At 71.6% G+C, this 12711-nt stretch carries 11 protein-coding genes; 6 read left to right on the forward strand and 5 right to left on the reverse strand.

All coding sequences use genetic code 11. The annotated features are described in order from the left end of the window. Nucleotides 1-195: 195 nt before the first annotated feature. The 6 genes from gap to pgi all read left to right on the forward strand — a co-directional run bounded on the left by gap (nucleotide 196) and on the right by pgi (nucleotide 5900). On the forward strand, nucleotides 196-1200 hold the full coding sequence (gene gap, locus E1283_RS20495) for a type I glyceraldehyde-3-phosphate dehydrogenase (RefSeq protein WP_132819561.1): 1005 nt from the start codon (nucleotides 196-198) through the stop codon (nucleotides 1198-1200). A 111-nt stretch (nucleotides 1201-1311) separates the two neighbouring features. Further along, a complete protein-coding gene (locus E1283_RS20500; protein WP_132819562.1) occupies nucleotides 1312-2514 on the forward strand; it encodes a phosphoglycerate kinase in 1203 nt (400 codons plus the stop codon). 4 nt (nucleotides 2515-2518) lie between these two features. After that, nucleotides 2519-3304, forward strand: coding sequence for a triose-phosphate isomerase (tpiA, locus tag E1283_RS20505; protein WP_132819563.1), 786 nt, complete (start codon nucleotides 2519-2521; stop codon nucleotides 3302-3304). 122 nt (nucleotides 3305-3426) lie between these two features. Then, on the forward strand, nucleotides 3427-3657 hold the full coding sequence (gene secG / locus E1283_RS20510; RefSeq protein ID WP_132819564.1) for a preprotein translocase subunit SecG: 231 nt from the start codon (nucleotides 3427-3429) through the stop codon (nucleotides 3655-3657). A 106-nt stretch (nucleotides 3658-3763) separates the two neighbouring features. Beyond that, nucleotides 3764-4099 (forward strand): RNA polymerase-binding protein RbpA, encoded by a 336-nt coding sequence (locus E1283_RS20515; protein ID WP_132819565.1) that lies wholly within the window; start codon nucleotides 3764-3766, stop codon nucleotides 4097-4099. Between the two features lie 160 nt (nucleotides 4100-4259). Continuing rightward, complete coding sequence (pgi, locus tag E1283_RS20520; protein WP_132819566.1) at nucleotides 4260-5900, forward strand: glucose-6-phosphate isomerase; 1641 nt, start codon at nucleotides 4260-4262, stop codon at nucleotides 5898-5900. A 7-nt stretch (nucleotides 5901-5907) separates the two neighbouring features. Here pgi and pgl read toward each other — a convergent pair whose 3' ends face one another. From pgl to tkt, 5 genes are all read right to left on the reverse strand, one after another. After that, on the reverse strand, nucleotides 5908-6660 hold the full coding sequence (pgl, locus tag E1283_RS20525) for a 6-phosphogluconolactonase (protein ID WP_132819567.1): 753 nt from the start codon (nucleotides 6658-6660) through the stop codon (nucleotides 5908-5910). After that, nucleotides 6660-7736, reverse strand: coding sequence for a glucose-6-phosphate dehydrogenase assembly protein OpcA (gene opcA / locus E1283_RS20530; protein ID WP_132819568.1), 1077 nt, complete (start codon nucleotides 7734-7736; stop codon nucleotides 6660-6662). Before opcA ends, pgl begins: the two co-directional genes overlap by 1 nt. Further along, nucleotides 7733-9298 carry a glucose-6-phosphate dehydrogenase gene (gene zwf, locus E1283_RS20535; protein WP_132819569.1) on the reverse strand — a complete coding sequence of 522 codons (1566 nt, stop codon included), beginning with the start codon at nucleotides 9296-9298 and terminating at the stop codon, nucleotides 7733-7735. Before zwf ends, opcA begins: the two co-directional genes overlap by 4 nt. Before the next feature lie 7 nt (nucleotides 9299-9305). Further along, nucleotides 9306-10424 carry a transaldolase gene (gene tal, locus E1283_RS20540; RefSeq protein ID WP_132819570.1) on the reverse strand — a complete coding sequence of 373 codons (1119 nt, stop codon included), beginning with the start codon at nucleotides 10422-10424 and terminating at the stop codon, nucleotides 9306-9308. A gap of 89 nt (nucleotides 10425-10513) precedes the next feature. Beyond that, on the reverse strand, nucleotides 10514-12583 hold the full coding sequence (gene tkt / locus E1283_RS20545; RefSeq protein WP_132819571.1) for a transketolase: 2070 nt from the start codon (nucleotides 12581-12583) through the stop codon (nucleotides 10514-10516). Between the last annotated feature and the right edge of the window lie 128 nt (nucleotides 12584-12711).

A 12711-nucleotide genomic window follows, 5' to 3' on the forward strand; every position in this document is an offset into this window, starting at 1 on the left:
GCCCCGGGTCCCTCGTACGGGGCACCGCCCCCGACCCGTCGGGGGGCGCGCCGGCCCGTGATTCCGGGCCGGAACACCCCATGGCCGATGTCACCGGCCGGATCCGGGCGCGGTAGGGTCGGAGGCGGTCGGGGACATCCCAATACAGCATCGCCGGTATCCGTTTCGCCGGCGTACCAACGAGGAGATCGGTTCGTGACGATCCGCGTAGGAATCAACGGCTTTGGCCGTATCGGTCGCAACTACTTCCGCGCGCTCCTTGAGTCGGGAGCGGATGTCGAGATCGTTGGCGTCAACGACCTGACCGACAACGAGACCCTGGTCCACCTGCTGAAGTACGACAGCATCCTCGGTCGCCTCAAGGCGGAGGTCAGCCACACCGACGACACCATCACGGTGGGTGGCCAGACCTTCAAGACCCTGGCCGAGCGCGACCCGGCCGCCCTGCCCTGGGGTGAGCTCGGCGCCGACATCGTCATCGAGTCCACCGGCATCTTCACCAAGCGCGAGGACGCCGCCAAGCACCTCGCCGCCGGCGCCAAGAAGGTCCTGATCTCCGCGCCCGCCAAGGACGAGGACATCACGATCGTGATGGGCGTCAACCAGGACAAGTACGACGCGGCCAACCACCACATCGTCTCCAACGCCTCCTGCACCACCAACTGCGTGGCGCCGATGGCCAAGGTGCTCGACGAGAACTTCGGCATCGTCAAGGGCCTGATGACGACGGTCCACGCGTACACCAACGACCAGCGCATCCTGGACTTCCCGCACAAGGACCTGCGCCGCGCCCGCGCCGCCGCGATCAACATCATCCCGACCACCACCGGTGCCGCCAAGGCCACCTCGCTGGTCCTGCCGCAGCTCAAGGGCAAGTTGGACGGCATCGCGCTGCGCGTCCCGGTCCCCACCGGCTCCGTCACCGACCTGGTGGTCGAGTTGGACCGCGAGGTCACCAAGGACGAGGTCAACGCGGCCTTCAAGTCCGCCGCGGAGGGCCAGCTCAAGGGCGTCCTGGAGTACACCGAGGACCAGATCGTCTCCTCGGACATCGTCAACTGGCCGGCCTCCTGCACCCTGGACGCCTCGCTCACCATGGCGCAGGGCAAGCAGGTCAAGATCGTCGGCTGGTACGACAACGAGTGGGGCTACTCCAACCGCCTCGTCGACCTGACCGTGTTCGTCGGCGGTCAGCTCTGACCAGGAGCTGAAGAGCCCGATCAGCGGTGGAGCAGGAAGAGCAGGGGCCCGCGGCGCGTGCCGCGGGCCCCTGCGCCACGGCCACAGCCTCCAGGAGTCGGAGCACACACCATGCAGACCATTGACGATCTTCAGGTCGCCGGGCGGCGGGTCTTCGTCCGCGCCGATCTCAACGTCCCGCTCGACGGCGAGACCATCACCGACGACGGCCGGATCCGCGCCGTCGTGCCGACGATCGCCAGGCTCGCCGACGCGGGCGCCAGGGTGATCGTCGCCTCCCACCTCGGCCGCCCCAAGGGTGCCCCCGAGGCGCGGTTCTCGCTCGCCCCGGTCGCGAAGCGGCTCGGCGAGCTGCTCGGCAGGCCCGTCGCCTTCGCCACCGACACCGTCGGCGACAGCGCCGCCGCCACCGTCGCCGGGCTCGGTGACGGCGAGGTCGCGCTGCTGGAGAACCTGCGCTTCAACGCCGGCGAGACCAGCAAGGACGACGCCGAGCGCGGCGCCTTCGCCGACCGGCTCGCCGCCCTCGCCGACGTCTACGTCGGCGACGGCTTCGGCGCCGTCCACCGCGGGCACGCGTCCGTCTACGACCTGCCCGCCCGGCTGCCGCACGCCGTCGGCGGCCTGATCGCCACCGAGGTCGGCGTGCTGCGCCGGCTCACGGACGACGTGGCCCGCCCCTACGTCGTGGTGCTCGGCGGCGCCAAGGTCTCCGACAAGCTCGGCGTCATCGACCACCTGCTGAAGCGCGCCGACCGCATCCTGATCGGCGGCGGCATGGCCTACACCTTCCTCAAGGCCGAGGGCCACGAGGTCGGCGACTCGCTGCTCCAGGAGGACCAGATCGCGACCGTCCAGGGCTACCTCGCCGAGGCGAAGGAGCGCGGCGTCGAGTTCGTGGTCCCGGTCGACGTCGTCGCCGGCAAGGAGTTCCCCGACCTGTCGGCCAAGGCGCCGGTCGAGGCCACGGTGCTGGCCGCCGACGCCATCCCGGCCGGTCTCATGGGCCTGGACATCGGCCCGGAGAGCAGGAAGCTGTACGCCGCCAAGCTCGCCGACGCCGCCACGGTGTTCTGGAACGGGCCGATGGGCGTCTTCGAACACCCCGACTTCGCCGAGGGCACCAGGACCGTCGCCCAGGCCCTGGTGGACAGCCCCGCCTTCACCGTCGTCGGCGGCGGCGACTCGGCCGCCGCCGTCCGCATCCTGGGATTCGACGAGGCGGCCTTCGGCCACATCTCGACCGGCGGCGGGGCGAGTCTCGAGTACCTGGAGGGCAAGACCCTCCCCGGCCTGGCAGCACTGGAGGACTGAACCCATGGCCACCGCGTCTTCGCGCACCCCGCTGATGGCGGGCAACTGGAAGATGAACCTCAACCACCTCGAGGCCATCGCCCACGTCCAGAAGCTGGCCTTCGCGCTCGCCGACAAGGACTACGACGCCGTCGAGGTCGCCGTCCTGCCGCCCTTCACCGACCTGCGCTCCGTGCAGACCCTGGTGGACGGCGACAAGCTCAAGATCAGGTACGGCGCCCAGGACATCTCGGCCCACGACTCCGGCGCCTACACCGGCGAGGTCTCCGGGCTCATGCTGGCCAAGCTGAACTGCTCCTACGCCGTGATCGGCCACTCCGAGCGCCGCCAGTACCACGGCGAGGACGAGGCCGTCTGCAACGCCAAGGTCAAGGCCGCCTACCGGCACAGGATCACCCCGATCCTCTGCGTGGGCGAGCCGCTGGAGGTCCGCAGGGCCGGCAACCACGTCGCGCACACCCTCGCCCAGCTCGACGGCGCCCTGAAGGACGTGCCGGCCGCCCAGGCCGAGTCCGTCGTGATCGCCTACGAGCCGGTCTGGGCCATCGGCACCGGCGAGGTCGCCACCCCGGAGGACGCGCAGGAGGTCTGCGCGGCCATCCGGGCCCGGCTGGCCGAGCTCTACGACGGCGCGCTCGCCGACCAGGTCCGCATCCAGTACGGCGGCTCGGTCAAGGGCGGCAACGTGGCCGCGATCATGGCCCAGCCCGACGTGGACGGCGCCCTCGTCGGGGGTGCCTCGCTGGACACCGACGAGTTCGTCAAGATCGTCCGATTCCGCGACCAGTAGAATCGGCTGAATCGGCACCGCGCGGTACGCTGTCGGGGGCCGGCGTGGGCGCGTAGCCGTGTCGTCGGCCCCAGGCAGAGATCACTTGTCCGTTCGACGTTGTTGAGAGAGTTGGTCCAGTCGTGGAAACGGCGTTCCAGATCGCGCTGATCGTCTTCAGCTTCCTGTTGGCCCTGCTCGTGCTCATGCACAAGGGGAAGGGCGGCGGTCTCTCCGACATGTTCGGCGGGGGCATGCAGTCCTCGGTCGGTGGCTCCTCGGTCGCCGAGCGGAACCTGGACCGGATCACCGTGGTCGTCAGCCTCATCTGGTTCGGGATCGTCGTGATCCTCGGCCTCCTGATGAAGGGCTGACGGCGCCCGGCCATGAACCGGTAAGTCAGTAACTCGAAGCACTGGACGTGCGTTGAGCCTTGCATAAACTGAGGACTTCGCAGGATGTCAGGCAGGAGTAACGACCGTGGCAGGTGGCAACGCGATCCGGGGCAGCCGGGTCGGCGCGGGGCCCATGGGTGAGGCCGAGCGCGGCGAGTCCGCTCCTCGGCTCAGGGTCTCCTTCTGGTGTGCGAACGGGCATGAGACGCAGCCCAGCTTCGCGAGCGACGCACAGATTCCGGACACCTGGGACTGTCCGCGCTGCGGCTTCCCGGCCGGCACCGAGCGGGACTCGCCTCCTGACCCGCCGCGCACCGAGCCGTACAAGACACATCTCGCCTACGTCCGCGAGCGTCGCAGCGACGCCGACGGGGAGGCCATCCTCGCCGAGGCGCTGGCCAAGCTCCGCGGCGAGATCTGAGGCGAGAACCCAGACGTCCCACCTCGACGGGCCCGAGCACCGGTTTCACCCACCGGAGCCCGGGCCCGTCGCGTTGTCGCCCTCACCCGATCGACTACCGTGGCGCCGGGTGGGCACAGCGGGGTGGGAACAGCGATACGGACGGATGGGTTGACCGGGTATGAGGCTCGATCGGACTGCTGAGTGGAGCGCGTTGGCGAAGCACCGGGATGACCTGGGGGAGGTGCATCTGCGGGAGCTGTTCGCCGCCGACCCCGGGCGGGCGGAGCGGTACGAGGTCTCGGTCGGGGACCTGCGCATCGACTACTCGAAGAACCTGGTGACCGACGAGACGCTGCGGCTGCTGCGCGAGTTGGCCGGGACCACCGGCGTCGCCGCGCTGCGCGACGCCATGTTCCGCGGCGAGCGGATCAACACCACCGAGAACCGCGCCGTGTTGCACACCGCGCTGCGCGCCCCCGAGGGCGCGGTCGTGGAGGTCGAGGGGGAGAACGTGGTCCCCGCCGTGCACGCCGTCCTCGACCGGATGGCGGCCTTCGCGGACCGGGTGCGCTCCGGCGAGTGGAAGGGCCACACCGGCCGGCGCATCCGCAACGTGGTGAACATCGGCATCGGCGGCTCCGACCTCGGTCCCGCCATGGCCTACGAGGTGCTGCGCCCCTTCACCGACCGGGAGCTCACCTTCCGCTTCGTGTCCAACGTGGACGGCGCCGACCTGCACGAGGCGGTGCGCGACCTGGACCCGGCCGAGACGCTGTTCATCGTCGCCTCCAAGACCTTCACCACCCTGGAGACCATCTCCAACGCCACCTCGGCCCGCGCGTGGCTGCTCGCCGGCCTCGGCGGCGACCAGGCCGCCGTCGCCCGGCACTTCGTGGCCGTCTCCACCAACGCGGAGAAGGTCGCCGAGTTCGGCATCGACACCGAGAACATGTTCGAGTTCTGGGACTGGGTCGGCGGCCGCTACTCCTACGACTCCGCCATCGGCCTCTCGCTCGTCATCGCCATCGGCCCCGAGCGGTTCCGCGAGATGCTGGCCGGCTTCCACCTCGTCGACGAGCACTTCCGCACCGCGCCTCCTGAGGCCAACGCGCCGCTGCTGCTGGGCCTGTTGGGCGTCTGGTACGGCGGCTTCCACGACGCCCAGTCGCACGCCGTGCTGCCCTACAGCCACTACCTCTCGCGGTTCACCGCCTATCTCCAGCAGCTCGACATGGAGTCCAACGGCAAGCGGGTGAACCGCGCCGGCGAGCCCGTCAGTTGGCAGACCGGCCCGGTGGTCTGGGGTACCCCGGGCACCAACGGGCAGCACGCCTACTACCAGTTGCTGCACCAGGGCACCAAGCTCATCCCGGCCGACCTCATCGGCTTCGCCCGCCCGGTCGCCGAGCTCGAACCCACCCTCGCCGCCCAGCACGACCTGCTGATGGCCAACCTCTTCGCCCAGGGGCAGGCGCTCGCCTTCGGCAAGACCGAGGACGAGGTGCGCGCCGAGGGCGTCGCCGAGGAGCTGGTGCCGCACCGCACCTTCCCCGGCGACCGGCCCACCACCACCATCCTGGCCCCCGAGCTGACCCCGTCCGTGCTGGGCCAGCTCGTCGCCCTCTACGAGCACAAGGTGTTCGTCCAGGGCGCGGTCTGGGACATCGACTCCTTCGACCAGTGGGGCGTCGAGCTCGGCAAGGTGCTCGCCAAGCGGGTGGAGCCGGCCCTCACCGAGGGTGCCGAGGTCCCCGGCCTCGACGCCTCCACGGCGCGGCTGGTCGCGACCTACCGCGAGCTCCGCGGCCGCGCCTCCTGACGACGCGCTAGGAAGCCAGCTCGGGCGGCAGCGCCGAGGCGGCGGCGCGGTCCAGCAACCACAGGGTGCGGGCCGTGCCGTGCGCCCCGGCCGCCGGGGCGTCCACGGGCTCCGCGTCGCCGGCCAGCGCGGTGGCCGCCGCCTTCGCCTTGTCCTCGCCCGCCGCCAGCAGCCACACCTGGCGCGCCGTGCGGATCGCCGGCAGCGTCAGCGTGATCCGGGTCGGCGGCGGCTTGGGGGCCTCCCGCACGGCCACCACCGTGCGCTTCTCCTCCCGCACCGCCGGCAGCCCGGGGAACAGCGAGGCCACATGGGTGTCCGGGCCCACGCCCAGCATCAGCACGTCGAACGGGCCTGCGGCCACCGCCAGTTCGGCGGCGTACGAGGTGGCCGCCGCGTCCACGTCGTCGCCGTGCCGCCCGTCCGAGGCCGGCATCGCGTGCACCCGCGCCGGGTCGAGCGGCAGCTCGTCGAGCAGCGCCCGCCTGGCCTGCGTCACGTTGCGGTCCGGGTCGCCGTCCGGCAGGAAACGCTCGTCGCCCCACCACAGGTCGACCCGCTCCCAGTCCACGGCGTCCCTGGCCGGGGAACCGGCCAGCGCGGCCAGCACCCCGTTGCCGTTGCGGCCGCCCGTCAGCACCACCGAGGCCGAGCCGCGCGCCGCCTGGGCGTCCACGACCTCGGTGATCAGCCGGGCCGCCGTGGCCTGCGCCATCAGCTCCTTGTCGCGGTGCACCACGAGCCGCGGCGTCGCCGTCATCACTTCTTCTCCTTGCTCTTCGCCGACTTGGCGGTCTTGGCGGTCTTGGCCGACCTGGTGGACCTGCCGGCCCCGCCCGGCTTGTGCCGGGCCTCACCGGAACGCTTGGGCAGCGGCGGCCGCTCCCCGGCCGGCGCCCCGCCCGCGGGCTTCCCGGAGCCGAGCCGGCCCACGCCGTGCCGCACGGCCTCCGCGTACGCCTCGTCCGGGTCGAGTCGGCGCAGCTCCTCGGCGATCAGCTCGGCAGTCGTGCGCCGGTGCAGCGCCACGTGCCGGTCCGGCTGCCCCGGCACCGCCAGCGTCGCCAGTGAGCCGTCGGGCCGGTCGAGGCAGATGACCCCGTCCTCGGTGAGCAGCCGCACCGCCGTGATGCCGGGCCCGGGCGAGACCGAGCGGTCCACCGGCACCCCGAGCCGCTCCGCCAGCCACAGCGCCAGCAGCTCGGTGCTCGGGTTGTACTCCTCGCCCGCCACCTCGGCCCCGGTGATCCGGCCGTGCCGCTGGTCGAGCGCCGCCGCCAGCACGCTGCGCCAGGGGGTGATCCGGGTCCAGGCCAGGTCCGTGTCGCCCGGCGCGTAGACCGCGGCCCGCGCGCCGAGCGCCCCGACCGGGTCCTCGGTGGCCGCCGCGTCCGTGATCCGCCGCTGGGCCAGCGTGCCGAGCAGGTCATCCGCGGGATGCGTCGGCGCCTCGTCGGGCCACCAGATCACCACCGGCGCGTCCGGCAGCAGCAGCGGCAGCACCACGCTGTAGGCGTGCGCCGACAGTTCGCCGTGCAGCCGCAGCAGCACCGTCTCGCCGTTGCCCGTCTCGCCGCCGACCCGCACCTCCGCGTCGAGCCGCGCCGTCGCCCGGTCCCGCGGCGAGCGGCCCGGCCGCCCGATCACCACGAGGATCCGGGACGGATGCTCCTTGGACGCCTCGCTCGCGGCCTTGAGCGCGTCGTAGTGGTTGCCCTCGTCGGTGACGATGACCAGGGTCAGCACCATCCCGACCGCGGCCCCCACCGCCCGCCTGCCGTCGATCAGCGCGGAGTTGATCTTGCTGGACGTCGTGTCGGTGAGATCGATGTTCATGGCCGCCGCCAGCTCCGTCCGTCTCGTGCGAGCATCCGGTCCGCCTCGGTCGGACCCCAGGTGCCCGCCGTGTACGGCTCGGGATTGCCGTGCCGCGCCCAGTACTCCTCGACCGGGTCCAGGATCTCCCAGGACCGCTCCACCTCCTGGTGGCGCGGGAAGAGGTTGGCGTCGCCGAGGAGGACGTCGAGCAGCAACCGCTCGTACGCCTCCGGGCTGGACTCGGTGAAGGACTCGCCGTAGGCGAAGTCCATCGTCACGTCCCGGATCTCCATCTGGGTGCCGGGCACCTTGGAACCGAACCGCACCGTGACGCCCTCGTCCGGCTGCACCCGGATCACCAGCGCGTTGTGGCCCAGCTCCTGGGTCTCGGTGGTGTCGAACGGCGAGTAGGGCGCCCGCTGGAAGACCACCGCGATCTCGGTGACCCGACGCCCGAGCCGCTTCCCGGTGCGCAGGTAGAACGGCACCCCCGCCCACCGGCGGTTGTCGATCTCCAGCTTGACCGCCGCGTAGGTGTCGGTGGTGGACTCGGCGTCGATGCCCTCCTCCTCCAGATAGCCGAGCACCTTCTGGCCGCCCTGCCACCCCCCGGTGTACTGGCCGCGCACCGTGTGCCGGCCCAGGTCCCGCGGCAGCCGCAGGGCCTCCAACACCTTCAGCTTCTCGGTGACCAGCGCGTCCGCCTCGAAGGAGGACGGCTCCTCCATCGCGGTGAGCGCCAGCAGCTGGAGCAGGTGGTTCTGGAGCACGTCCCGCGCCGAGCCGATGCCGTCGTAGTAGCCGGCGCGGCCACCGATGCCGATGTCCTCGGCCATCGTGATCTGCACGTGGTCCACGTACGACCGGTTCCAGATCGGCTCGAACATGGTGTTGGCGAACCGCAGCGCCAGGATGTTCTGGACCGTCTCCTTGCCCAGGTAGTGGTCGATCCGGAACACCTCGTGCGGCGCGAACACCTCGTGCACCACCGCGTTGAGCTCCCGCGCGCTGGCCAGGTCGTGGCCGAACGGCTTCTCGATCACCGCCCGCCGCCACGACCCGTTCGGCGCCTCGGAGAGACCGCTGGTCCGCAGCTGCCGCACCACCTGCGGGAAGTACTTCGGCGGCACCGACAGGTAGAACGCGAAGTTCCCGCCGGTGCCGCGCTCCTTGTCGAGCCGGTCGATCGTGTCCCGCAACGAGGCGAACGCGTCGTCGTCGTCGAACACGCCGGGCACGAACCGCATGCCCTCGGCCAGCTGCCGCCAGACCTCCTCGCGGAACGGGGTGCGCGAGTACCTGCTCACCGAGTCGTGCACGACCTCGGCGAAGTCCTCGTTCGCCCAGTCCCGGCGGGCGAAGCCCACCAGCGAGAAGCCCGGCGGCAACAGGCCGCGGTTCGACAGGTCGTAGACGGCCGGCATCAGCTTCTTGCGCGACAGGTCACCCGTCACGCCGAAGATCACCAGGCCCGAGGGCCCCGCGATGCGCGGGAGCCGCCGGTCCTGCGCGGTACGCAGCGGATTCCCGCCGCCCCTGTGCTGCCGGGGCGACGCCGACTGCCTCGAACCGCCACTCACCGGCGGCTCAGCCCTTCCCACCCGCGAGGCGCTCCAGCTCCGCCCTGGTCGAGTCGAGCAGGCCGTCCCACGAGTGGGTGAACTTCGCCACGCCCTCGTCCTCGAGCACCCGCACCACGTCGTCGTAGGACACGCCGAGCTTCTCCAACGCGTCCAGCACGCCACGCGAGTCCTCGTAGGTGCCGGCGATCGAGTTGCCGGTGATCACCCCGTGGTCCTCGGTCGCCCGCAGGGTGGCCTCCGGCATGGTGTTGACCGTGCCGGGCGCCACCAGCTCGGTGACGTACATGGTGTCCGGGTAGGCCGGGTCCTTCACCCCGGTGGAGGCCCACAGCGGCCGCTGCGCGTTGGCGCCCTCCCGCGACAGGGCCTGCCAGCGGTCGGCGGCCACGACCTCCTCGAACGCCTGGTACGCCAGACGCGCGTTGGCCACCGCCGCCTTGCCGCGCAGCGCCGCCGCCTCCGGCGTGCCCAGCGCGTCGAGCCGCTTGTCGACCTCGGTGTCCACCCGGGAGACGAAGAACGACGCCACCGAGTAGATCGCCGACAGGTCGAGCCCCTTGGACTTCGCCTTCTCAAGCCCCGCCTGGTACGCGTCCATCACCTCGCGGTACCGGTCGAGCGAGAAGATCAGCGTGACGTTCACGCTGATCCCCCGCCCGATCACCTCGGTGATGGCCGGCAGCCCGGCGCGGGTCGCCGGGATCTTGATGAAGGTGTTGGGGCGGTCCACCAGCCAGGCCAACTGCTTGGCCTCGGCGATGGTGGCCGCCGTGTGGTGCGCCAGCCGGGGGTCCACCTCGATGGACACCCGGCCGTCGAGACCGCCGGTCGTCTCGTGGTGCGCGCGCAGCACGTCCGCCGCGTCCCGCACGTCGGCGGTGGTGATCATGCGCACCGCCTCCTCGACCGTCACCCTGCGGGCGGCCAGGTCGGCCACCTGCTCCTCGTACCCCTGACCTGCCGAGATCGCCTTCTGGAAGATCGTCGGGTTGGTCGTCACGCCCACGACATGCTGCTGGTCCAGCAGCTCACCGAGATTGCCTGAGCTGATCCGGGCCCGGGACAGGTCGTCCAGCCAGATCGCCACGCCCTCCTCGGAAAGGCGCCCGAGTGCGTCTGTCATTGATCGCGTCTCCTGCTGTCGTCTGCTGTCGTCTCGTTGACCGGTACGGGCGAGGCGGTGCCGGCGGTCTCGGCGCCGGCGACGCGGCGTCAGCGCTCCGACGCCGCCAGGGACTCCTTCGCCGCCGACGCCACGGCCTCGGGCGTGATGCCGAACTCGCGGTAGAGCGTCTGGTAGTCCGCCGAGGCACCGAAGTGCTCCAGCGACACCACTCGCCCGTGCTGTCCCACATAACGGTGCCAGGTCAGGCCGATGCCCGCCTCCACCGCCACTCGGGCCGTCACCTCGGGCAGCAGGACGGAGTCCCGGTACGCCTGGTCCTGCTCCTCGAACCACTCCACGCACGGCACGGAGACCACTCGGGTGGGAACGCCGTCCGCCTGGAGCTCCTGCCGGGCGGCCAGCGCCAGGTGCAGCTCGGAGCCGGTGGCGATCAGGATGGCGCGCGGCGCGCCGCCCTCCGCCTCGGTGTGCACGTAACCGCCCTTGGCCGTGCCCTCGTTGGGCGCGTAGGTCGGCACGTTCTGCCGGGTCAGCGCCAGGCCGTGCGGCGCGTCGTTCCGGCGCAGGATCTCCCGCCAGGCGATGACCGTCTCGTTGGCGTCGGCCGGCCGGACGACGTTCAGACCCGGGATCGCGCGCAGCGCCGCCAGGTGCTCCACCGGCTGGTGGGTCGGGCCGTCCTCGCCGAGGCCGATCGAGTCATGCGTCCAGACGTAGGTGACCGGCTGCTTCATCAGCGCCGCGAGCCGCACCGCGGGCCGCATGTAGTCCGAGAACACCAGGAACGTGCCGCCGTAGACGCGGGTGTTGCCGTGCAGCGACACGCCGTTCATCACCGAGCCCATGGCGTGCTCGCGGATTCCGTAGTGCACGGTGCGGCCATACGGGTTCGCCTCGGGCAGCGGGTTGCCCGCCGGCAGGAACGAGGACGACGCGTCGATGGTGGTGTTGTTCGAGCCGGCCAGGTCGGCGGAGCCGCCCCACAGCTCGGGGATGACGGCGCCCAGGTCCTTGAGCACCTGGCCCGACGCCTTGCGGGTGGCCACCGAGGAGCCCTCGTCGAACGCCGGCAGCGCCTTCTCCCAGCCCTCGGGCAGCCGGCCCGCGCGGATCCGGTCGAACTCGGCCGCCCGCTCCGGGTTGGCCTCGCGCCAGACCGCCAGCCCCTTGTCCCAGTCGGCGCGCGCCGACTGGCCGCGCTCCACCGCGCCGCGGGCGTGCGCCAGCACCGCGTCCTCGACCTGGAAGTGCTGCTCGGGGTCGAAGCCCAGCACCCGCTTGGTCGCCGCCACCTCGTCGGCGCCCAGCGCCGAGCCGTGCGCGGCCTCGGTGTTCTGCGCGCCCGGGGCCGGCCAGGCGATGATCGAGCGCGCCGCGATGATCGAGGGACGCCCGGTCTCGGCCTTGGCCGCCCGGAACGCCTCGAACAGCGCCGCCGGGTCGAGGTCGCCGCTCTCCTGGGGCGCCACGCGCTGCACGTGCCAGCCGTACGCCTCGAAGCGGGCCAACACGTCCTCCGAGAACGCGGTGGCGGTGTCGCCCTCGATGGAGATGTGGTTGTCGTCGTAGAGCAGCACCAGGTTGCCGAGCTTCTGGTGGCCGGCCAGCGAGACGGCCTCGGCGGCCACGCCCTCCTGGAGGCAGCCGTCACCGGCGATGGTGTAGATGGTGTGGTCGAACGGGGAGGCGCCGGGGGCCGCCTCCGGGTCGAACAGACCGCGCTCGTAGCGGGCGGCCATCGCCATGCCCACCGCGTTGCCGATGCCCTGACCCAGCGGACCCGTGGTGGTCTCGACGCCCACCGTGTGGCCGTGCTCCGGGTGGCCCGGGGTACGGCTGCCCCAGGTGCGGAACGCCTTCAGGTCGTCCAGCGTCAGGCCGTAGCCCGCCAGGTACAGCTGCACGTAGAGCGTGAGACTGGTGTGGCCCACGGACAGCACGAAACGGTCACGGCCGGCCCAGTCCGGGTCCGACGGGTCGTGCCGCATCAGCTTCTGGAAGATCAGGTACGCCGCTGGCGCCAGGCTCATGGCCGTGCCCGGGTGGCCGTTACCGACCTTCTGCACGGCGTCCGCGGCCAGGACTCGGGCGGTGTCCACGGCCCGCTGGTCCAGGTCGGTCCATTCGAGGTCTGAAGTGGTCGGCTTGCTGCTCACCCTGCGTCAGGGCTCCTTCCCGCGTATGTTCCGCGTGTTCCGGCCGGTGACGGGGACGATCCGCCAGGCGGCGGGTGGCGCACCGGACCGCCATCGAGCCTACCTCTGGCCGGCCACCCGACCCGGCG

The sequence above is a fragment of the Streptomyces hainanensis genome, from assembly GCF_004348415.1.
GTDB lineage: Bacteria > Actinomycetota > Actinomycetes > Streptomycetales > Streptomycetaceae > Streptomyces > Streptomyces hainanensis.

Bases quoted from the DNA above. Each gene is read 5' to 3' on its own strand.
- pgi (WP_132819566.1), top strand. From the start codon at position 4,260: ATGAGGCTCGATCGGACTGCTGAGTGGAGCGCGTTGGCGAAGCACCGG.
- tal (WP_132819570.1), bottom strand. From the start codon at position 10,424: ATGACAGACGCACTCGGGCGCCTTTCCGAGGAGGGCGTGGCGATCTGG.
- tpiA (WP_132819563.1), top strand. From the start codon at position 2,519: ATGGCCACCGCGTCTTCGCGCACCCCGCTGATGGCGGGCAACTGGAAG.
- E1283_RS20500 (WP_132819562.1), top strand. From the start codon at position 1,312: ATGCAGACCATTGACGATCTTCAGGTCGCCGGGCGGCGGGTCTTCGTC.
- opcA (WP_132819568.1), bottom strand. From the start codon at position 7,736: ATGAACATCGATCTCACCGACACGACGTCCAGCAAGATCAACTCCGCG.
- pgl (WP_132819567.1), bottom strand. From the start codon at position 6,660: ATGACGGCGACGCCGCGGCTCGTGGTGCACCGCGACAAGGAGCTGATG.